The 19,667-nt window shown below is 76.2% G+C and carries 17 protein-coding genes and 2 pseudogenes; 17 read left to right on the forward strand and 2 right to left on the reverse strand.

All coding sequences use genetic code 11. The features are described from left to right. The first annotated feature begins 219 nt into the window (after positions 1–219). Positions 220–570 (forward strand): DUF3040 domain-containing protein, encoded by a 351-nt coding sequence (locus AB0L21_RS37100; RefSeq protein ID WP_365702614.1) that lies wholly within the window; start codon positions 220–222, stop codon positions 568–570. A 110-nt stretch (positions 571–680) separates the two neighbouring features. Here AB0L21_RS37100 and AB0L21_RS37105 read toward each other — a convergent pair whose 3' ends face one another. Next, entirely contained in the window at positions 681–1,250 is a 570-nt protein-coding gene (locus AB0L21_RS37105; RefSeq protein WP_365788491.1) for a hemerythrin domain-containing protein, read from the reverse strand. A gap of 101 nt (positions 1,251–1,351) precedes the next feature. Continuing rightward, positions 1,352–2,245, reverse strand: coding sequence for a polysaccharide pyruvyl transferase family protein (locus AB0L21_RS37110; protein ID WP_365788492.1), 894 nt, complete (start codon positions 2,243–2,245; stop codon positions 1,352–1,354). 282 nt (positions 2,246–2,527) lie between these two features. Here AB0L21_RS37110 and AB0L21_RS37115 point away from each other — a divergent pair, with 282 nt between their 5' ends. From AB0L21_RS37115 to AB0L21_RS37190, 16 genes and pseudogenes are all read left to right on the forward strand, one after another. Continuing rightward, positions 2,528–3,535, forward strand: coding sequence for an NAD-dependent epimerase/dehydratase family protein (locus AB0L21_RS37115; protein WP_365788493.1), 1,008 nt, complete (start codon positions 2,528–2,530; stop codon positions 3,533–3,535). A gap of 33 nt (positions 3,536–3,568) precedes the next feature. Beyond that, positions 3,569–5,203, forward strand: coding sequence for a carbamoyltransferase C-terminal domain-containing protein (locus tag AB0L21_RS37120; protein WP_365788494.1), 1,635 nt, complete (start codon positions 3,569–3,571; stop codon positions 5,201–5,203). Then, entirely contained in the window at positions 5,200–6,195 is a 996-nt protein-coding gene (locus tag AB0L21_RS37125) for a glycosyltransferase (protein ID WP_365702621.1), read from the forward strand. The genes AB0L21_RS37120 and AB0L21_RS37125 overlap by 4 nt, the downstream gene beginning before the upstream one ends. Continuing rightward, positions 6,192–6,695, forward strand: a pseudogene (locus AB0L21_RS37130) (HAD-IIIA family hydrolase); the annotation flags it as partial. The gene AB0L21_RS37125 and the pseudogene AB0L21_RS37130, both read left to right, overlap by 4 nt. Before the next feature lie 836 nt (positions 6,696–7,531). Further along, the gene (locus AB0L21_RS37135; protein WP_365788495.1) at positions 7,532–8,542 is read left to right on the forward strand and encodes a glycosyltransferase family 9 protein; all 1,011 of its coding nucleotides are present in this window, start codon (positions 7,532–7,534) and stop codon (positions 8,540–8,542) included. Continuing rightward, on the forward strand, positions 8,539–9,501 hold the full coding sequence (locus AB0L21_RS37140; protein WP_365788496.1) for a glycosyltransferase: 963 nt from the start codon (positions 8,539–8,541) through the stop codon (positions 9,499–9,501). Before AB0L21_RS37135 ends, AB0L21_RS37140 begins: the two co-directional genes overlap by 4 nt. Further along, a complete protein-coding gene (locus AB0L21_RS37145; RefSeq protein WP_365788497.1) occupies positions 9,498–10,730 on the forward strand; it encodes a glycosyltransferase in 1,233 nt (410 codons plus the stop codon). Before AB0L21_RS37140 ends, AB0L21_RS37145 begins: the two co-directional genes overlap by 4 nt. Next, a pseudogene (locus AB0L21_RS37150) lies at positions 10,727–11,332 on the forward strand (SIS domain-containing protein); the annotation flags it as partial. The gene AB0L21_RS37145 and the pseudogene AB0L21_RS37150, both read left to right, overlap by 4 nt. Positions 11,333–11,592: 260 nt before the next feature. Beyond that, the gene (locus tag AB0L21_RS37155) at positions 11,593–13,014 is read left to right on the forward strand and encodes a PfkB family carbohydrate kinase (RefSeq protein ID WP_365788498.1); all 1,422 of its coding nucleotides are present in this window, start codon (positions 11,593–11,595) and stop codon (positions 13,012–13,014) included. A gap of 370 nt (positions 13,015–13,384) precedes the next feature. After that, entirely contained in the window at positions 13,385–14,389 is a 1,005-nt protein-coding gene (locus AB0L21_RS37160) for a glycosyltransferase family 9 protein (RefSeq protein ID WP_365788499.1), read from the forward strand. After that, positions 14,379–15,320 carry a glycosyltransferase gene (locus AB0L21_RS37165; RefSeq protein ID WP_365788500.1) on the forward strand — a complete coding sequence of 314 codons (942 nt, stop codon included), beginning with the start codon at positions 14,379–14,381 and terminating at the stop codon, positions 15,318–15,320. Before AB0L21_RS37160 ends, AB0L21_RS37165 begins: the two co-directional genes overlap by 11 nt. A gap of 474 nt (positions 15,321–15,794) precedes the next feature. Further along, entirely contained in the window at positions 15,795–16,727 is a 933-nt protein-coding gene (locus AB0L21_RS37170; protein WP_365702634.1) for a glycosyltransferase, read from the forward strand. A 141-nt stretch (positions 16,728–16,868) separates the two neighbouring features. After that, a complete protein-coding gene (locus AB0L21_RS37175; RefSeq protein WP_365702636.1) occupies positions 16,869–17,354 on the forward strand; it encodes an STAS domain-containing protein in 486 nt (161 codons plus the stop codon). 179 nt (positions 17,355–17,533) lie between these two features. Beyond that, the gene (locus tag AB0L21_RS37180) at positions 17,534–18,742 is read left to right on the forward strand and encodes an ANTAR domain-containing protein (protein WP_365788501.1); all 1,209 of its coding nucleotides are present in this window, start codon (positions 17,534–17,536) and stop codon (positions 18,740–18,742) included. A gap of 90 nt (positions 18,743–18,832) precedes the next feature. After that, positions 18,833–19,027 (forward strand): hypothetical protein, encoded by a 195-nt coding sequence (locus tag AB0L21_RS37185; protein ID WP_103816037.1) that lies wholly within the window; start codon positions 18,833–18,835, stop codon positions 19,025–19,027. A 95-nt stretch (positions 19,028–19,122) separates the two neighbouring features. Continuing rightward, entirely contained in the window at positions 19,123–19,578 is a 456-nt protein-coding gene (locus AB0L21_RS37190; protein WP_365702640.1) for an RpiB/LacA/LacB family sugar-phosphate isomerase, read from the forward strand. Positions 19,579–19,667 lie beyond the last annotated feature (89 nt).

The following is a 19,667-nucleotide window of genomic DNA, read 5'->3' on the forward strand; positions in this document are numbered from 1 at the left end:
ACGGCCGGAAGCACGGGGGCTGAACCGGCTCCCTCGTGGACCGCCCGGGCGCCCCGTGTCAGTCAGGGTGGCCACCGGTCCCGGGGTGGAGTTTTCTCCGCCTGCCTCTTCCCCCCTCCTCGGCCCGGCCCGCCGCGGCACCGCATCGGCCGGGCCGACCGGGGAACTCGGTCGCCCGGGGCCCGGATGCCGCCGGTCGGCGGAGGAGGTGCCGTTGCCGTGGACGACTGGGAGATGTGGGAGATGCGTGACCAGGTACGGCTGTCACCGCGCGAGCGGCTGACGCTGTTGCGGATCGAGGCGGACCTGCGACGGGACCGGCGGTTCGCGCGACGTATGGGCGCCGGGCGGAGCGAGGTCTGGCTGCCGGTGGCGGTGCTGCTGCTGACGGTCGCGTCGGTGTTCGTCGCCGTCATGGGCATCCGCACCTCGGACCCCGCGTTGCTGTGGTGCTTCGCGCTGCTGTGGCCGCTGACCCTCTTCCAGGCGTTCCGGCTGCTGTGCCGGGCGACCCGCACCCGTCCCCGCACCGGCGCCCGGGCGCCCCGGGGCACGGAACCGTGGCTGTGATGCGTGGCTGTTAACCGTGGCTCCGAGGCGCTGGGACGAGCCCGGACGCTTGACCGTGTGCGCAGCCGGCGCCGCCCGGCCCCCGCGGGCCCGGGCGGCGCCGTTCTCCCTCAGCCCTGGCTCTCCTTGCCCCGCCCCGTCAGCGCGTCGCGCATCCGGTCGACCAGACCGGTTCCCGGTGCCAGCAGCTTATTGGCAGGGGGAGTGTCCGGTGCCGACGGGTGCGGACGGGTGGGTGCCATCTTCTTCGCCCGGCGGACCTTGTCGCCGAGGTCCATCAGCGCGTCCGCGGGGCAGGCCGCCTCCAGCTGTGGGAAGAGGTTCTGCTCCTCGTCCGTCACATGGGACCGGATCTCGCTCATCAGCTGAGCCATCAACGAGTCGAACTGCGGATCGTCCGCCTGGCAGCCCTCCAGGTCCTTCATGATCTGCTCGGCCTTGGCGTGGTCCTCCAGTTCCTTGTCGGCCAGGGCGTCCCCGCCCGTCACGTGCTGACGCACCGCCGGGTAGAGGTAGGCCTCCTCCGCGACCGAGTGGCGGATCAGCTCGATCGTGGCCTGATCGCAGAGGTCCTTGCGTTCCTGGGAGCCGGGCGGCAGCGCCTCGATGCGGCCGAAGATCTCCTCGACCTCGCGGTGGTCCGTGGTCAGCTCCTGGATGACGTTTCCGCCGTGACCCATGGTCGTTACCTCCTGCGTGACACGCGGCGGCCCGTGAACGGCCGGCCGTCGCCGCGCCGAGTGCCCCGGGCCGCGCGCGCTACACGGCCCGCCGCGCCCGGTCAGCGCATCGAGTGGCGGGCGGCGGCCGTCCGGCCCACCCCGGACAGCGCCCACTCCCACCAGTGGTCCAGGATGTCCGGGGTCAGCGCGTCCGCCGCCACCAGCGCCGGCCAGTCCAGGGCCCGGGCCTGGGCGCTGACCTTGGCGCCGCCCGCCACCGGGTCGACCGCGATCACCGGGGTGCCGGTGCGCAACCCCAGCACCAGGCCGTGCAGCCGGGTGGTGACGACCAGGTCGAGACGGGCCACGAGGGCGAGGAACTGCTCGGCGGTGGCGCACAGCCGCCAGTCGTCGGTGGCCAGCCGGGAGTCGGCCGGCACCCGCGCGCAGTCCTTGCCGGCCAGCCAGCCGGTGATCCGCTCGTTCACCTCCGCGTGCCGGCGGCGTGCCCCGTACTCGCCCTGGCCGTGGGAGAGGACCACCCCGGCCACGGGCGGCAGCGGGCCCGCCGGGGCGTCGGCCGCGAGGTCACGCCGGGCCGGGGCGGCGGTGCCGTCCCGCGCGACGATCGCGTGGAAACCGGTGACCGCCGGGTCCGCCGGATCGACCACCGAGACCCCGGCCGCCAGTCGTCTGCAGAACCCGAACCTGCCATGCAGTGCGGCCACTTGCGGCCCGTGCACGGGACCGCACACGAACAGCAGGGTGTCGTACGCCCGTGGGTCGGCCGTCTCCAGGGAAAGCTCACCGGGCCGGAAGCCGGGGCTCCACGCCGTCTCGTGCCGGATGCCCGCCCGGGTCAGCGCGGCCGACACGTGCTGCTGCGCGAGCACGTCCCCGGCCGTCGCCTCCCCGTCCCGGAAGCTGAACCAGCCGGTGAGCAGCAGCCGCTGCGGAGGCCGGCCGGGCCCGCGCAGCGCGCGCAGCACCGCCTCCGCGACGTCGTCGTGCATCGGCATCTCCAGCGTGGTAAAGGGGCGCAGGAGTCGCGCGAGTACCCCTGAGACCGGAGAATAAGAGTCCAACGTGTGAATCCAACTGGCAGGGGAACTCAGCTGCCAGTGCCGTCCAGCAAGCGGCGGCTTGCCAGGCCGGTCCTCCGGATCAGCGGGGACCGGGCCGGGCCCTTTTCCTCCCAGCGGGCCGACGACGTCGGTCCCGGCGACGTGGTACGCGCCGAACGCCCAGGCAGTGGCGTTCCCGGGCGCGCACGACGTGGACGAAGGAACAGCCCCATGACTGGTGACACACCATTCTCCTGGCGGCGCGCCCTCGTGACCGGCGGCGCCGGCTTCCTCGGCTCCCATCTGTGCGAGCGGCTGCTGGATTCAGGTGTCGAAGTCGACTGCGCCGACAACCTGGCCTGCGGGCGCCGCGAGAACATCGCGCACCTGGAGGACCGGCCCGGTTTCCGGTACACGCACTGCGACGTCTCCGCACCCGACTGCACGGAGCGGCTGGCGGGACCGTACGACCTGGTCCTGCACTTCGCCTGCCCGGCCTCGCCCGCCGACTACCTGCGCATGCCCCTGGAGACCCTGGACGTGGGCAGCCTCGGCACCCGCAACGCCCTGGCGATCACCGAACGCGACGGCGCCCGCTTCCTGCTCGCCTCCACCTCCGAGGTGTACGGCGATCCGCTCGTGCACCCGCAGCACGAGGGCTACTGGGGCAACGTGAACCCGGTGGGGCCGCGCAGCGTGTACGACGAGTCCAAACGGTTCGCCGAGGCCCTGGTCACGGCGCACGCCGGCACCAGGGGAACGAACGCCGGGATCGTACGGCTGTTCAACACCTACGGGCCGCGGATGCGGGCCCACGACGGCCGCGCCGTGCCCACCTTCATCTGCCAGGCCCTGGCCGGCGAGCCGCTCACGGTCACCGGCGACGGCAGCCAGACCCGCTCGCTGTGCTACGTGGACGACACGGTCGACGGCATCCTGCGGGTCGCCGCGAGCAGGTCGGTACGACCGGTCAACATAGGCGGCAGCGACGAGATCACCGTCGCCGACCTGGCCCGCCGGGTGGTCGCCCTCACCGGCTCCCGCTCCCCGATCGCGTTCATAGACCGGCCCGTCGACGACCCCGGCCGACGCCGCCCCGACACCACCCTCGCGCGCGAACTGCTCGGCTGGTCGCCGCAGGTCCCCTGGGAGGAGGGCCTGAAGCAGACCATCGCCTACTTCGCGGCCCTGCCCCCGGAGCCGGACCCGCGCGCCGGGGAACCGGCCCCGCGGTCCTGACCCCCGCCCGTTCCCCGGCCCTGGAGACAGCGCATGCACGTCCTCGGTATCAACGCACTCTTCCACGATCCCGCCGCCGCCCTCGTCACCGACGGCAAGGTCGTGGCGGCGGCAGAGGAGGAACGGTTCTCCCGCCGCAAGCACGGCAAGCGGCCCGTTCCCTTCTCGGCCTGGGAACTGCCCGAACAGTCGGCCCGCTGGTGTCTGGACCAGGCCGGCCTCACCCCGTCCGACCTGGACGCCGTCGCCTACTCCTACGACCCCGCGCTGGCCCGTCCCGCCGACGAGATGGGGCTGCACGACCCCTGGGACCACCTGCGGCAGCAGTACGCCCGCGAGGCGCCCGACTTCCTCGCCGAGGCCCTGCCCGGACTCGACCCGGCGAAGGTGCGGTTCGTGCCGCACCACGTCGCGCACGCGGCCTCCGCCGGACCCGTCTCGCCGTACCCGGACTGCGCCGTCCTCGTCCTCGACGGCCGCGGCGAGTGCGGCTCCCACCTGGCCGGCCGCTACACCAACCGCGAACTGACCGTCCTCGGCACCCAGCGACTGCCGGACTCCCTCGGCCTGTTCTACGAGGACCTCACGCAGCACCTCGGATTCCTGCGCAGCAGCGACGAGTTCAAGGTCATGGCCCTCGCCTCCTACGGCACCCCGCGCTTCGCCGGCCGGCTGCGGGAGTACGTCCGGGCCGACGACGAAGGCGGATTCCGGGCCCGCCCGGTGCCCTGGGCCGAGTTCGTCCCGCCGCGACCGGCCGGCGGCGCCTGGAACCAGGACCACGCCGACCTCGCCGCGAGCGCCCAGCTCTGCCTGGAGGAGGCCATGCTGGCCCTCGCCCGGTGGCTGCGCGAGCGCACCGGCGAGGACGCGCTCACCATGGCCGGCGGTGTCGCCCTGAACTGTGTCGCCAACACCCGGCTGTGGCGCGAGAGCGGATTCCGGCACGTGTGGGTGCAGCCCGCCGCCGGCGACGCCGGTACGGCCCTGGGCGCGGCGGCACACGTCGCCGGGCAGAAGGACACCCTGGAGCCGATGCCCACCGCCGCGCTCGGCCGTGGCTGGAGCGACGCCGAGCTGCGCGCATGGCTGGAGCGGGCGGCCGTGCCGTACGAGGAACCCGCCGACATCGCCGAGACCGCCGCTCAGGCGCTGGCCGCCGACGGGATCGTGGCCTGGTTCCAGGGGCGCAGCGAGTACGGGCCGCGCGCGCTCGGGCACCGCTCGCTGCTCGCCCACCCCGGCCGGGCGGAGAACCTGGAACGGCTCAACGCGGTCAAGGGACGTGAGGAGTTCAGGCCCGTCGCGCCCATGGTGCTCGCCGAGCGCGCGGGCGAGATCTTCGACGGGCCGCTGCCCAGCCCGCACATGCTGTTCGTGCACGACGTGGCCGCCGAGTGGAAGGCCCGTATCCCGGCCGTGGTGCACGTCGACGGCACGGCCCGCATCCAGACCGTGGACCGCGCCCAGGAACCCCTCGTGGCCCGCGTGATCGAGGGCTTCGAACGGCGCACCGGACTGCCCGTGGTGGTCAACACCAGCCTCAACACTGCCGGGCGGCCCATGGTCGACGACCCCCGGGACGCCCTGGAGTGCTTCGGCTCGGCCCCGGTCGACCTGCTGGTGCTCGGCCCGTTCGCGATCCGCCGTGGGAAGGCCTTCGCATGACCGACGCCCCCGCCTACACCGTCGTCGTCCCGACGATCGGCCGCCCCTGCCTCGCCGACTGCCTGCGCGCGCTCGCCGCGGCCGACGGCCACCCGCCGCACGAGGTGGTCGTCGTGGACGACCGGCCCGCACCCGACGGCGACCTGCCCCTGGAACCGGCCGGGCAGCTGCTCGACCGGGTGCGCACCCTGCGCACCGGCGGCAAGGGGCCGGCCGCCGCCCGCAACGCCGGCTGGCAGACCGTCCGCACGCCCTGGACGGTCTTCCTGGACGACGACGTGCAGGTGCTGCCGGACTGGTCCCGGCGGCTCGCCGACGACCTGCGGCAGGCCGGCCCCGACGTCGGCGGTGTCCAGGGGCAGCTGCGTGTCCCCCTGCCCCTGGACCGCCGGCCCACCGACTGGGAACGCACCACCAAGGGCCTGGAGAACGCCGCCTGGGCCACCGCCGACATGGCCTACCGCACCGAGGCGCTCAAGCGGACCGGTGGTTTCGACGAACGCTTCCCACGAGCCTTCCGCGAAGACGCCGACCTCGCCCTGCGCGTGCAGCGGGCCGGCTGGTCGCTGACCCGGGGCACACGGGTCACCCGGCACCCGGTCCGTCCCGCCCACTGGTGGGCCTCGCTGCCCGCGCAACGCGGCAACGCCGACGACGCCCTGATGAACCGGCTGCACGGCCGCGACTGGTGGGACCGCGCGCAGGCGCCGCGCGGCCGGCTGCCCCGCCACCTGGTGGTCACCGGCGCCGCCCTCGCCGCGGCCGGCTGCGCCCTGGCCGGGCGGCGCCGGGCCGCGACCGCCTGCGCGGCCCTGTGGACGCTCGGCACCACCGAGTTCGCCCTCGCCCGCATCCTGCCCGGGCCGCGCACCGGCCGCGAGATCGCCGGGATGCTCGGCACCAGCGTGCTCATCCCGCCGCTCGCCGTCCGGCACTGGCTGCGCGGAGTCGTCCGCCACCGGCACGCCGAGCCCCTGGGAGGTGCCGAGTGAGCAGGCTGTCCGCCGTCCTGTTCGACCGTGACGGCACCCTTGTCGTGGACGTGCCGTACAACGGCGACCCCGACCGGGTGCGGCTGATGCCGGGCGCCGCCGCGGCCGTCGCGCTGGCCCGGTCCGCCGGGCTGCCCACCGGGGTGGTCAGCAACCAGTCCGGCATCGGCCGCGGGCTGCTCACCGTGGACCAGGTGGTCCGCGTCAACGAGCGCGCCGACGAGCTGCTGGGAGGGCTGGACACCTGGGTGTTCTGCCCGCACGCCCCCGACGCCGGCTGCGGCTGCCGCAAGCCCCGCCCCGGACTGATCCACACCGCCGCCGCCCGGCTGGGCGTACCGCCGGCCGAGTGCCTGGTGATCGGCGACATCGCCGCGGACGTCCTGGCCGCCCGCGCGGCCGGCGCCCGGGGCGTCCTGGTCCCGAACGCGGCCACCGCGCCGGCGGAGGCGGAACGTTTCGCCACGGAGAGCGCCCCCGACCCCCTCACCGCGGTCCGCGCGGCCCTGACAGCGGCGGGCCTCACCCCGGCAAGGCGACCCCCACACGCTTCACCTGCGCGGACGGCACCGGCCAGTCACGCGATGCGGTGGTCCCGCCAGGGCACCGCGGTGGTCTCCGAAGCCCGGCGGTCCTCCGCGCGGGACGCGGAGAGGCCTGAGGGGATACGGCCGTCCGGGCCTGCCGCGATGGTCGCCGAGGGGCGGTGGCCGTCAGTGCCGGGCACGGCGGCCCCGGATCGGACGCGGTCGCCCGGACAGGGCACCGCCGTCGTCTCCGAGGGGCGGCGCTCGTCCGGACGGGACGCGGAGAGGCCTGGCGGAACGCGGCCGTCCGGGCAGGGTGCCGCGGTGGTCGCCGAGCGGCGGTCCTCTCTCCCATACACGGCGGCGCGTGCCGGCATGCGGTCGTCCGGGCAGGACACCGCGGCCCTCTGCGAGGGGCGGCGGTCCCCGCTGGCGGACGCGGCGGCCTCGGATCGGGCTCGGTCGGAGCCCCGGTCGGCTGTGTCGGATGCGGTCTCGGATCGGGATCGGTCGGCTGTGTCGGCTGCGGCAGGTTCAGGGGGGTCCCGGTCGGGTGCGGCGGTCTCGGATCGGGCACGGTCGGCTGTGTCGGGTGCGGCAGGCCCAGGGGGGTCCCGGTCGGCTGTGTCGGATGCGGCGGTCTCGGATCGGGCACGGTCGGCTGTGTCGGGTGCGGCAGGCCCAGGGGGGTCCCGGTCGGCTGTGGCGGGCGCGGCAGGTCCAGAGGAGTCCCGGTCGGCTGTGCACGACCCGTCGGCCTCTGAGGGGCCCCGGTCGGCCGCGGGGCGGTCCCCCGGGAGGTGGTCGGCGTGAAATCGCTCGTCGTCCGGCTCGACAGTTTCGGTGACGTGCTGCTCGCCGGTCCCGCCGTGCGTGCCGTCGCCGCCCGGTCCTCGCACGTCACCCTGTTGTGCGGCCCTCGCGGCGCGGATGCCGCCCGGCTGCTGCCCGGGGTGAACGAGGTGCAGGTGTGGGAGGCGCCCTGGGAGGGGTTCGATCCGCCCCCGGTCAGTCCGGCCGACGTCGACCGGCTGGTGGGGCGCCTGCGCGCCGGGGCCTACGAGGCCGCGCTCGTCCTCACCTCCTTCCACCAGAGCCCGCTGCCGACCGCCCTGCTGCTCCGGCTCGCCGGCGTCGGCCGGATCGGCGCCGACAGCGTCGACCACCCCGGCCGGCTCCTCGACGTACGCCACCGGCGGCTGGAGGGCCGGCACGAGGCCGAGGCGGCGCTGGACACCGCCGCCGCGATGGGCTTCCCGGCGCCGCCCGGCGACGACGGTCGGCTGCGCGTCCTGCCGCCCCCGGACACCAGCAGCCTCACCGGCTACGGCCCCTACGTCGTCCTGCACCCCGGCGCCAGCGCCCCCGCCCGCGCCTGGAGCCCCCACCGCTGCGCCGAGGCGGTCGCGCTGCTCGCCGACGCCGGGCACCGCGTGGTCGTCACCGGCGGCCCCGAGGAGACCGATCTCACCCGGCGGGTCAGCGGGGATCTGGCCGTGGACCTCGGCGGCCGGACCTCCCCGCGCACCCTCGCCGGCGTGCTGCGCATGGCCGACGTCGTGATCTGCGCCAACACCGGCCCCGCCCACCTCGCCGCCGCCGTCGGCACCCCGGTCGTCTCGCTGTTCGCGCCCGTCGTACCGGCCGAGCGCTGGGCGCCCTACGGCGTCCCCGTCATCCTGCTCGGCGACCGGTCGGCGCCCTGCGCGGACACCCGGGCCCTCACCTGCCCGGTGCCCGGCCACCCCTGTCTGGACGAGGTCACCGGACAGGACGTGGTGCGCGCGGTGCACAAGCTCATCCAGGAGCGGCAGTCATGAACATCCTCGTCTGGCACGTGCACGGATCCTGGCTCACCGCCTTCGTGCAGGGCCCGCACACCTACCTGGTCCCGGTCACCGACGACCGCGGACCCGACGGGCTCGGCCGGGCCGTGACCTGGGACTGGCCCGAGAGCGTGCGGGAACGCACGCCGAAGGAACTGTGGGACTGCGACATCGACCTGATGGTCCTGCAACGCCCGCACGAACTCGACCTCGCCCTGCGCTGGACCGGCCGCCGGCCCGGCGTGGACGTGCCCGCCGTGTACGTCGAGCACAACAGCCCCGACGAGTCGCCCGAGCGCCAACTCCACCCGCTGGCCGGGCAGTCGGCGATCCCCGTCGTGCACGTCACCCACTTCAACCGGCTGATGTGGGACAGCGGCCAGGCCCCGACCGAGGTCGTCGAGCACGGCATCATCGACCCCGGCGCGCTCTACACGGGCACCGAGCGGCGCGCGGCCGTCGTGGTCAACGAGCCCGTGCGCAGGGGCCGTACCACCGGCACCGACCTGCTGCCCCGGTTCGCCCGGTCGGCGCCCCTGGACGTCTTCGGCATGCGCACCGAGGGACTCGCCGAGCACCTCGGCCTGCCGCCCGAGCGCTGCCGTACCCGGGACCTGCCGCAGCACGAACTGCACCGGGAGATGGCCCGGTGCCGGGTGTATCTGCACCCCGTGCGCTGGACCTCGCTCGGTCTGTCCCTGCTGGAGGCCATGTTCCTGGGCATGCCCGTGGTCGCCCTGGACACCACGGAGGCCCGGGAGGCGATACCCGAGGGCGCCGGGGTGGTCTCGAACCGCCTCGACGTCCTGGAGGACGCCGTACGGGCCTTCCTCGCCGAACCCGAGCGAGCCCGCCGCACCGGCGCGGCGGCCCGGGCCGCGGCCCGGGCCCGCTACGGAGAGCGGCGCTTCCTGGACGACTGGGAGCGCCTGATCAAGGAGGTCACCCGATGAGCCGCATTCCGCACACCGCCGGGCGCGTCGCCATGGTCTCCGAGCACGCCAGCCCCCTGGCCGCGCTCGGCGGGCCGGACGCGGGCGGCCAGAACGTGTACGTGGCGCAGGTCGCCCGGCAGCTCGCCAGAAAGGGATACCGGGTCACGGTGTACACCCGGCGGGACTCGGCGGGCCTGCCGGACCGGGTGACCCTCATCGACGGCGTACAGGTGGTGCACGTGCCCGCCGGACCGCCCACGCCCGTCCCCAAGGACGAACTGCTGCCCCACATGACCGAGTTCGGGAACTTCCTCGCCCGGCAGTGGGCCAAGAGCCCGCCCGACGTGGTGCACGCCCACTTCTGGATGTCGGGCCTGGCCGCCCTGGCCGGCGCCCGCGACCTCGGCATCCCGGTCGTGCAGACCTACCACGCGCTGGGCACGGTCAAGAAGCGCTACCAGGGTGCCGCCGACACCAGCCCGCCGCAGCGCCTCGCCATCGAGGAGGCCGTCGGCCACGAGTGCGCCCGGATCATCGCCACGTGCAGCGACGAGGTGGCCGAACTGAAGGCCATGGGGCTGCCGGAGGACCGGATCAGCGTCGTGCCGTGCGGCGTCGACCCCGACCAGTTCGCCCCCGTCGCCCGCACCCGCCCGCCCGGCGCCCGCAGGCGGCTGCTGGCCGTCGGCCGGCTCGTGCCCCGCAAGGGCTTCGACCGCGCCATCCGCGCCCTGGCCGGCGTCCCCGACGCCGAACTCCTCATCGCCGGCGGCCCCGAGGCCGACCTGCTCGGCGCCGAACCCGAGGCCGAACGCCTCTACGGCATCGCCGGCGAGTACGGCGTCTCGGACCGGGTCACCCTGCTCGGCGGGGTCGGCAGAGCCCGTATGCCCCGGCTGATGTCCAGCGCCGACCTGGTGCTGTCGCTGCCCCGGTACGAGCCCTTCGGCATCGTCCCGCTGGAGGCCATGGCCTGTGCCACGCCGGTCGTCGCCACCGCCGTCGGCGGGCAGCTCGACACGGTCGTGGACGGCACCACGGGCGTCCTGGTCCCGGCCGACGACGACCACGACCTCGGCGCGGTCGTCCGCGCCCTCCTCGCCGACCCCGACCGGCTCGCCCGGTACGGAGCCGCCGGCCGCGCCCGGGTGCTCAGCCACTACACCTGGGACCGGGTGGCCGACGGGGTGGCCGGGGTGTACGGCGCCGTGTCCTCCATCCGCTCGCTCTCGGGAGTCGTCCGATGAAGAGTCCGACGAAGACCGTCACCGGCACGGCGCACGGGAACACCGCCACCGACACCACGCACTGCGACGACCTCGCCAAGGCCCTGGAGGCGTTCCGCGACCACGGTCCGCTGATCGAGCGCTGGGGCACCGAACTGGCCCGGCGGCTGGGCGCGGGCGCCCGGCTGCTCGTCGCGGGCAACGGCGGCAGCGCCGCCCAGGCCCAGCACCTCACCGCCGAACTCGTCGGCCGCTACCGCGACGACCGCCCGCCGTTCTCCGCGGTCGCCCTGCACGCCGACACCTCCTCCACCACCGCGATCGCCAACGACTACGGCGTCCAGGAGGTGTTCGCCCGCCAGACCGCCGCGCACGGCCGCCCCGGCGACGTGCTCCTGCTGCTGTCCACCAGCGGCGCCAGCGCCAACCTGCTGGCCGCCGCCGACCGCGCGCACCGGCTCGGCATGACGGTGTGGGCGCTGACCGGACGGGCCCCCAACCCGCTGCAACTCGGCGCGGACGCGGCGCTGTGCGTCGACGCCCCCGTCGCCGCCACCGTCCAGGAACTGCACCTGGTCGCCGTCCACATGCTCTGCGAGGCCTTCGACCGGGCCGTCGAACGGGGGGAGGCCGACCACGGGGTGGCCGGCGCCGGCGCCGGCGACCGGGCGGACACCGGGGGCAGGCCGGGGGCCGAGGGCAAGCGTGTCGCCGATTGCCGAGGGGGACTCGACGGCGGGCCGGACGCCGGTGATCGGCCGGGCACCGATGGCCGGCCGGACGCCGACGGCAAACCCGGTGTCGTGGGGCGGCTCGTGGGCCGCGCCCGCACCGTCGGCCGGGCCACGCCCGGCGCGCCCGTAGCCCCCAGGAAGGGACACCCATGACCGCCTCCCCAACACCCCTGGTCGTCGTGGGCGACGCCCTGCTCGACCACGACCTGTGCGGCCGGGCCGAGCGGCTGGCACCGGACGCGCCCGTCCCCGTCGTCCACGGCACCCGGCGCAGCTCCCGCCCGGGCGGCGCCGCCCTCGCCGCCTGCCTCGCGGCGGCCGACGGACGTCCCGTCACCCTGGTCACCGCCCTCGGCGCCGACGCCGCCAGCGACACCCTGCGCGAGCTGCTGGCAGGCCGGGTCGGCCTGGTCGAGGTGCCGCTGGAGGGCACCCTGAGCAGCAAGACCCGCGTCCTGGCCGGGGACCGGCCGCTGCTCCGCCTCGACGACGGCGAGGGCCGGGCCCGCGAGGCGACCCAGGAGGCGGTGTCCACGATCGCGGCGGCCCGGGGTGTCCTCGTCGCCGACTACGGCCGCGGTACCGCCGACGTCCTCCGGGACGCCCTCACGCACACGGCGGCCCCCGTCGTCTGGGATCCGCACGTGCGCGGCCGGCCCCCGGTCCCCGGCGTCCGCCTGGCCACGCCCTCGGCCCAGGAGGCCCGCGCCTTCGCCCGGCGGCTCGACGACGCCGAGCCCGGCGACGCGGCCGGGCTGCGCACCGCCGCCCGGGACGCCCGTGCCCTCGTGCGGGCCTGGCGGGCCCAGGCCGTCGCGGTGACCCTCGGCGAACGCGGCGCCCTGCTCTCCCACGGCGAGACCCCGCTGCTCGTGCCCACCCCGGCCGCCGCCACGGGCGACCCCTGCGGTGCCGGCGACCGGTTCGCCGCAGCCGCCGCCGGCCGGCTCGCCGACGGCGCCCTCACCGAGGCCGCCGTACAGGCCGCCGTCCACGCCGCCACCCGCTACGTCGCCGAGGGCGGCGCGCGCGCGGTCGCCGTCCCGGACCAGCCGGAGACGGCCGAGGAGGCGCCGGGTGACGGCGACACCACCGCGGCTGCCGTGCGCACGGCCGCGCGGGTGCGGGCCGCGGGCGGCACCGTGGTCGCCGCGGGAGGCTGCTTCGACCTGCTGCACGCCGGGCACGTCGCCCTCCTCCAGGCCGCCCGCCGGGCCGGGGACTGCCTCGTCGTGTGCGTCAACTCGGACGCCTCGGTACGCCGCCGCAAGGGCGACGGCCGCCCGCTCGTCCCGGCCGCCGACCGGGTGCGGGTGCTGCGGGCCCTGGAGTGCGTGGACGCCGTCGCCGTGTTCGACGAGGACACACCCGAACGCATCCTCGGCGAACTGCGCCCGCACATCTGGGCGAAGGGCGGCGACTACGCCCGGACCCGGCTGCCCGAACAGCCCCTCGTGGAGAGCTGGGGCGGCCAGGTCCTCCTGCTTCCCTACCTCGACGGCCGCTCCACCACCGGCCTCGCCCGCCGCGCGGCCCTGGCCCCGGCACCCGCGGGAGGAGACACGAGGTGAGCGCGGCGCAGCCCCTGGTGGGGCCCGGGGCCCACGGTCCGGCCGGCCAAGCGCCGGCCGAGCGAGCCCGGCACGCGCTGGGCGAGGGAGACCGGCTGGTGGGCGCCGGGTGCCTCACGCGTGCCGCGCTCCGGACTGCCGTGCCGGCTGAGGGCGTGGGCGCCGGGTGTCTTCGGCACGCCGTCGCAGGCGTGTGTGTCCCGCCCATGTCGCGCGCCCCCGGCCGGAACGGACCGTCGGTCCCGGGCGCAAGCGGCCCGCCCCGCACCCCCGGCCGAGGCGCGCCGCCCGCTCGGGTGGTCGGTGCCGGCGAGCGGAGCCCGGCCCGCCGTCCGTCCCTGGCTTCCGCACGCAACGGAGGACCCACTCGGTGACCCGCACCCCGATCTCTGCCCCGGACCCCCCGACCATCCTGGTCCTGCGCGCCCTGGGCCTGGGCGATCTGCTGGCCGGTGTGCCCGCGCTGCGGGGCATCCGGCGGGCCTTTCCCGGCCACCGGGTCGTCCTCGCCCAGCCGCCAGGGCTGACCGAACTCGCCCTGGAGACCGGGGCGGTCGACGCCGTGTTCCCGGCCGAGGCACCGGGCCGCGCGGTGCCGGACCTCGGCCACTGGCCCGGCCCGCCCCCCGACGTGGCGATCGACCTGCACGGCAACGGCCCCGAGAGCCGCGACGCGCTCGCCGCGCTGCGTCCGCGCAGGCTGCTCGCCCACGCCTGCCCGGACGGCCCGCCGTGGCGGGACCAGGCGAACGAACGGGACCGCTGGTGCGCCTTCCTGCACGGCTACGGCATCGCGGCCGACCCCCTGGACCTACGGCTGCCCCGGCCCGCCACGCCGTCCCCGGCCCCCGGCGCGGTCGTCGTGCACCCCGGCGCGGCCTCGGGCTCCCGCCGCTGGCCGGGGGAGCGGTTCGCCGCCGTCGTACGGTGTCTGCGCGCCGCGGGCCACCACGTGGTGCTCACCGGCGGCCCCGGTGAGGACGCCCTGATCCGCTCGGTCGCCGCACGCGGCGGCCAGCGCGGCTGCGACGTGCTGACCGGCGGCCTGCCGCTCGGGGAACTGTCCGCGCTGGTCGCCGGCGCGTCCCTGGTGCTCAGCGGCGACACCGGCCTCGCCCATCTCGCGGTGGCCCACGGCACCCGCTCCGTCACCCTGTTCGGACCGGTCTCCCCGCGCCTGTGGGGGCCACCCCCGAGCCCGGACCACCTCGCCCTGTGGAAACCCGGCCCGCCCGGCGACCCGCACGGCCGCACCCCCGACGCGCGCCTGCTGCGCATCCGCGCCGGTGAGGTCGCCGCCGCCTGTCTGACGCTGCTGCGGGACGCGCGCGGCCGGCAGCGGCAGGCGGGACCGGAGGCGGCACATGTCCACTGAGCGATCCCCGGACCGCGTGCACCGGCCCACGGCCCCGGGCGACCCGCGCATCACGGTCGCCGTCATCACCCGCGACCGCAGCGCCAGCCTGATGCGCACCCTGGCCGCGCTGGCCGCGCTGCCCGAGCGGCCGCCGGTCATCGTCGTGGACAACTCCCGCGACGACACCACGCGCCGTGCCGTGGCCGGGCACCCGGCGATCGCCCGCCTGCTGCGGCCCGCCGCCAACACCGGCGCCCTCGGCCGCAACCTGGCCGTCCGGCACGCCGGCACCCCCTACGTCGCCTTCAGCGACGACGACTCCTGGTGGGAGCCGGGGAGCCTGACCCGCGCCGCCGACCTCCTCGACGAGCACCCCCGGCTCGGGCTGCTCGCCGCCCGCACCCTGGTCGGCGACGAAGCCGCCGAGGACCCCCTCAACGCGGTGCTCGCCGCCTCCCCGCTGCCGCTGGAACCGGACCTGCCCGGCCGCCCGGTGCTCGGTTTCCTCGGCTGCGCCTGCGTGGTCCGCCGTGAGGCCTTCCTGAGCGCCGGCGGCTACCACCCGCTGCTCTTCTTCGGTGGCGAGGAGACCCTGCTCGCCTACGACCTGGCCGCCGCGGGCTGGGGCGTCGCCTACGAATCCTCCCTGTGCGCCCGCCACCACCCCGAGGACCACGACCGTACCGGCCGGTCCTTCCTCGTCCGGCGCAACCACGTGCTGACCACCTGCCTGCGCCGCCCCTGGCCGGTCGTCCTGCGCGCCGGAGCCGACCTCGCGCTGGACGCCGCGGCCGGCCGCCCCGGCGCGCGCCGCGCTCTGAAGGAGACCGTCGCCCGGTTCCCGGCCGCCCTCGCCCGCCGCCGGCCCCTGCCCCCACGCGTCGAACACGCCGCCGGCCTCCTCGACCGCGAGACGGCCGACCGCCCCCGGAGAGGCACCGGGCAATGACCGGGACACCCCCGAGGCTCACGCCCAGGACCTGCCTTGACACCCCACGAGAAGGCACCGCCCGAGCACCGCGACCCGCCCCGGCCACGCACGGGCAGGCGCCGGACGCCGACCACCCCCGGCGTGCGGGAAGGCGCCGGAGCATGACCACCCTCGACCGCCCCCCACGCAGAGGAGGCACCCCGGGACGACGACCACGACCACCCTCGACCGCCCGCACCCCCTACGGGCAGGCGCCGGACGAAGACCGCCCCCGACCCCCCCACGGGCAGGCGCCGGACGACGACCACCCCCGACCAGCCCCCACGCACGGGCAGGCGCCGGAGCATGACCACCCTCGACCGCCCCCCACGCAGAGGAGGCACCCCCGGACGACGACCGCCACCACCGCCGACCGCCCCCACCCCCCACGGGAAGGCGCCAGACGATGACGACCTCGACCCGCCCTGACCACTCACGGGGAGGCGCCAGACGATGACCGGCACCGCCTCCGAGGCCCCTACCCGGATCGCCCCCGACGACCGTACGACCGTCGTCCTGATCACCCACAACCGCCGTGACGAACTGCTGCGCACCCTCGCCCTGCTGCGCCGGCTGCCCGAGCGGCCGCCCGTGATCGTCACCGACAACGCCTCCACCGACGGCACCGCCGAAGCGGTCGCCCGGGACTTCCCCGAGATGACGCTGCTGCGCCCCGGCCGCAATCTCGGTGCCATCGGCCGCAACCTGGCCGTGCAGCGGGTGCGCACGCCGTACGTCGCCTTCTGCGACGACGACACCTGGTGGGAGCCCGGCAGCCTGCGCCGGGCCGCCGATCTGCTGGACGCCAGCCCCCGGCTCGCGGGCGTCACCGCGCGGATCCTCGTGGAACCGGAGGGCACCGAGGACCCGGTCGTGCGCGAGCTGCGCGAGTCCCCGCTGTCCGGACCCGACTGGCTGCCCGGACCCGCCCTCGGCTCCTTCCTCGCCGCCGCCACCGTGCTGCGCACCGAGGCCTTCCGCGCCGGCGGCGGCTTCCACCCGGGCCTGTGGCTCGGCGGCGAGGAGGAACTGCTCGCCTGCGACCTGCTGCGCCAGGGCTGGTGGCTCGCCTACGCCGAGGAACTCACCGTCCACCACCACGCCTCCCGGCTGCGCGACAGCACGGCCCGGCGGGTCCTCGGGCTGCGCAACACGCTGTGGTTCACCTGGCTGCGCCGCCCGCTGCTGCCGGCGCTCCGCCGTACCGGGCACCTCATCCGGACCGTGCCTCGGGACGCCGCCTCCGCCCGCGCGTTCGCCCACGCCACCGCCGGACTGCCGTGGGTGCTGCGCCAGCGCGACCCCGTACCGCCGGACCTGGAACGCCGCCTCGCCGCACTGGAACGGGCCCGCAGGGACTCACCCGCCCGGCGGTACGTCGGCTGAGACCCCGGCGGTACGACACGCCCGGGGACGTCGTTGCATCCCCTTCACGGCGCGGGCACAGTGATGTCCCGGTCAAGACGCGGCCGGCTGATCCTTCCTCCCCCTCCAGGAAGCCCGATCCCCGTGGAAACCCGATCACCCATGGAAGACGGTCAGCCGTCCCCTGCCCGCGTCCGCCCCGGCGGCCCGGCCCCGCTGCTCCTGCAGACCGTGCACGAGCACCGCCCGGGGCTCGGCGGCATCAGCGTCCTGAAAACCCGGGGCACGGTCGACGCCTCCAACGCCCGGCTGTTCTCCGAAGCCCTCGCCGAGCACGTGGCCCACGCCGGCCAGGCCGCAGAACACCCGCTGCTGGACCTGAGCGAGGCCTATCTCGCCTGTGCCGACGCGGTGCGCTCCCTGGACCGGGCGACCGGGGCCCTCGCCCGCACCGGCCGCGCCCTGTCCGTCGTACAGCCCCGGCCGCACGTACGGGAGGCCCTGACCTCGGCCGGCCTGCCGGGCATCCGGGTGCACGCCACCCTGGCGTCGGCCCTGGACGCCCTGACCTCCCGGGGACCGGCCCGGGAACGGGTGTGCGAGCCGGCGTACGAACCGGCCCGCCCGGAGCCCGGCGGCCTCGGCTAGCGACCGCGCGCCCCGCCGCTGCGCCGCACGGCGCGGTGGATGGCGCGGCCGACGGCCCGGGGCCTACCGTGCGGGATGCTGCGTAGGTCAGGAAGCGGCCGATCGAGTTCTTTGGGACGTCCTGTCTGGGTGATGCGATGAAACCTTCCTCCGGCCGACCTGCGGCACCGGCTCCCCTCGTGATCGAGTCCTCCGTCGTGGAGGGGCTGCCCGCCGAGGGCGCCCTCCTGCTGCGCATGTCGGGCAGCCTCGACGCCGACGGCGCCCAGGCCTGGTCGGAGGAGTTGCGCGGCCACCTGGAACAGGCGGACCGCGCCGGACTGCGCCCCGTGCTCGACATGGCGCACGTCCAGCTCGGCGGCGCCGCCGTGCTGCGCACGCTCAGCGAGACGACCCGGGCGCGCACGGGACGTCCCGACCTGATCATCGTCCGCGCCCGGCCCGGGGTCCGCGAGGCGGTGCACCTGGCCCGCCTGGACGGCGTCCAGCTGTACGCCACCCTGGACGAGGCACTGCGCGAGCTGGCCCGCGCCGCCTCCCGGGTGGAGGAGCTGCCCGCCTGGCGGTCGCAGATGGCGGACCCGCTGCGGCCCTCGTACGAGGACCTGTACAAGGAGGTCCGCGCGCTGCGCGCCCGGGTGCGCACCGCGCCGGTGATCGGCATGGCGCAGGGCACGCTCATGGTCCGCTACGGACTGCCGGACTCCGGCAGCGCCTTCCGGGCGCTGCGCGAGGCCTCGCAGCGGTTCAACGTGCCGCTGCGGGTCCTCGTCTCGGCCGTGGTGGTGGCCCGCCCCCCGGACGGCGACGTGTGGTTCCCGGGCCGCCGCTCGCTGCCGGTGCCGCAGCTGCGGATGCTGGCCCGCGGCGGCCGGGACCCCCGCTACCGGCGGCAGATGATCGACGCCGTCCTGCACGAGGCGCTGGCCATCGGCCGGGCGCCCGCCGGGTACGTGCAGTTCGTGGACCCTGCCGTGAACGCCCTGGTGCTGGAGACCCACTACGGCTGCGCGGAGACGCTCCTCGACCAGCTCGTGCGCGGCCGGGGCGACGGCACGGCCGACGCGGCGGCCCGGCTGCGGGGCCGCCAGGTGAGCGTGCCCGACGTCGCGACGGACGCGCAGCTCTCCGACGACTGCCGGCGCGTGCTGCTGGCCACCGGCACCCAGGCCGTGCACAGCATTCCGGTACTCTCCTCCGCCGGCGCGTGCACCGGCGTGATCACCCTGCACTGGCCCGACGCCGGCCACCGGACGTCCGCCGCGCAGGCCGAGGCGTTCGCCCTGCTCGCCTCGGACACGTCGGCCTGGCTGAGCTGGTACCACCGCTCGGTGCTCCTGGACGCCCTCGAACACCTCCACCGGGCGCTGACCCGCCCGGCGTCGTGAGCCCGGTCCGCCGCCGGTGTGCGTCACCCGCGGCCCTCTGGGAACCCGGATCCCGAACGGAGCACGCACCATCCGGAGGGAGTCCGGCGCATGTCCAATCCGCAGCAGCCCGAACAGCGGCGCAGTGACAAGGGTGGCGCCACCCCGCAGGACAGCGGTGAGCTGAAGGCCCGCCAGCCGGCCGGGCGGGACGCGGGTGGCCGCCCGCACGGCTCGGACAAGGGCGGCAAGGGCGGGGGAGAGGGCGGCGGGGTGCCTCCGGCACAGCAGCCCGACCACCCCTGATCCCGCCCATGCACGATGCCCTGCCGGACGGCCCCTCCGCGGGGCCGTCCGGCCTGTCCGGCCGGGGCCGGGCGCTCCGCGCTACGCTCCGGGGTATGCGGATCTCCGTCTCCTCCGACATGGACGAACCCGTGGCCCGTCTGCTGGTCGCGGAGCTGCGCCGCCGTGGCCACGAGGTCCGGGAGCACGGCGCGCTGCGACCCGGGGCCGACGCGCAGTGGGCGGTCTGTTCGGAGGCCGCCGCCCGGGACGTGGCCGAGGGCGCGGCCGACCAGGCGGTGGTGTGCTGCTGGACGGGCACCGGCGCGTCCATCGCGGCCAACAAGGTGCCGGGCGTGCGGGCGGCGCTGTGCACGGATGCCGGTACGGCCGACGGAGCGCGGCGCTGGAACGACGCCAACGTCCTCGCGCTGAGCCTCAGGCTCACCTCGGAACCGGTGCTGAAGGAGATCCTCGACGCCTGGTTCGCGGCCGAGCCCAGCCAGGATCCCGAGGACCGGCGGAACGTGGCCCGCGTCGGCCGCCTGGACGCCGCCCGGACGTCTTCCTAGGTCCTGTCGTCAAACTCCCGTCGTCCGCCCGGAGGGCGGGCCGCGCGGCGTCAGGTGCGTGCTCTCGGCGTGCCGGGCCCCGGCCCTCG

It is taken from the genome of Streptomyces sp. NPDC052721, from assembly GCF_040678315.1.
In the GTDB taxonomy this organism is placed as follows: Bacteria; Actinomycetota; Actinomycetes; order Streptomycetales; family Streptomycetaceae; genus Streptomyces.

Coding starts and splice junctions, on each gene's coding strand:
- AB0L21_RS37105 (WP_365788491.1), bottom strand. CDS start 1,250: ATGGGTCACGGCGGAAACGTCATCCAGGAGCTGACCACGGACCACCGC.
- AB0L21_RS37110 (WP_365788492.1), bottom strand. CDS start 2,245: ATGCACGACGACGTCGCGGAGGCGGTGCTGCGCGCGCTGCGCGGGCCC.
- AB0L21_RS37115 (WP_365788493.1), top strand. CDS start 2,528: ATGACTGGTGACACACCATTCTCCTGGCGGCGCGCCCTCGTGACCGGC.
- AB0L21_RS37120 (WP_365788494.1), top strand. CDS start 3,569: ATGCACGTCCTCGGTATCAACGCACTCTTCCACGATCCCGCCGCCGCC.
- AB0L21_RS37125 (WP_365702621.1), top strand. CDS start 5,200: ATGACCGACGCCCCCGCCTACACCGTCGTCGTCCCGACGATCGGCCGC.
- AB0L21_RS37140 (WP_365788496.1), top strand. CDS start 8,539: ATGAACATCCTCGTCTGGCACGTGCACGGATCCTGGCTCACCGCCTTC.
- AB0L21_RS37145 (WP_365788497.1), top strand. CDS start 9,498: ATGAGCCGCATTCCGCACACCGCCGGGCGCGTCGCCATGGTCTCCGAG.
- AB0L21_RS37155 (WP_365788498.1), top strand. CDS start 11,593: ATGACCGCCTCCCCAACACCCCTGGTCGTCGTGGGCGACGCCCTGCTC.
- AB0L21_RS37165 (WP_365788500.1), top strand. CDS start 14,379: ATGTCCACTGAGCGATCCCCGGACCGCGTGCACCGGCCCACGGCCCCG.
- AB0L21_RS37170 (WP_365702634.1), top strand. CDS start 15,795: ATGACCGGCACCGCCTCCGAGGCCCCTACCCGGATCGCCCCCGACGAC.
- AB0L21_RS37175 (WP_365702636.1), top strand. CDS start 16,869: ATGGAAGACGGTCAGCCGTCCCCTGCCCGCGTCCGCCCCGGCGGCCCG.
- AB0L21_RS37185 (WP_103816037.1), top strand. CDS start 18,833: ATGTCCAATCCGCAGCAGCCCGAACAGCGGCGCAGTGACAAGGGTGGC.
- AB0L21_RS37190 (WP_365702640.1), top strand. CDS start 19,123: ATGCGGATCTCCGTCTCCTCCGACATGGACGAACCCGTGGCCCGTCTG.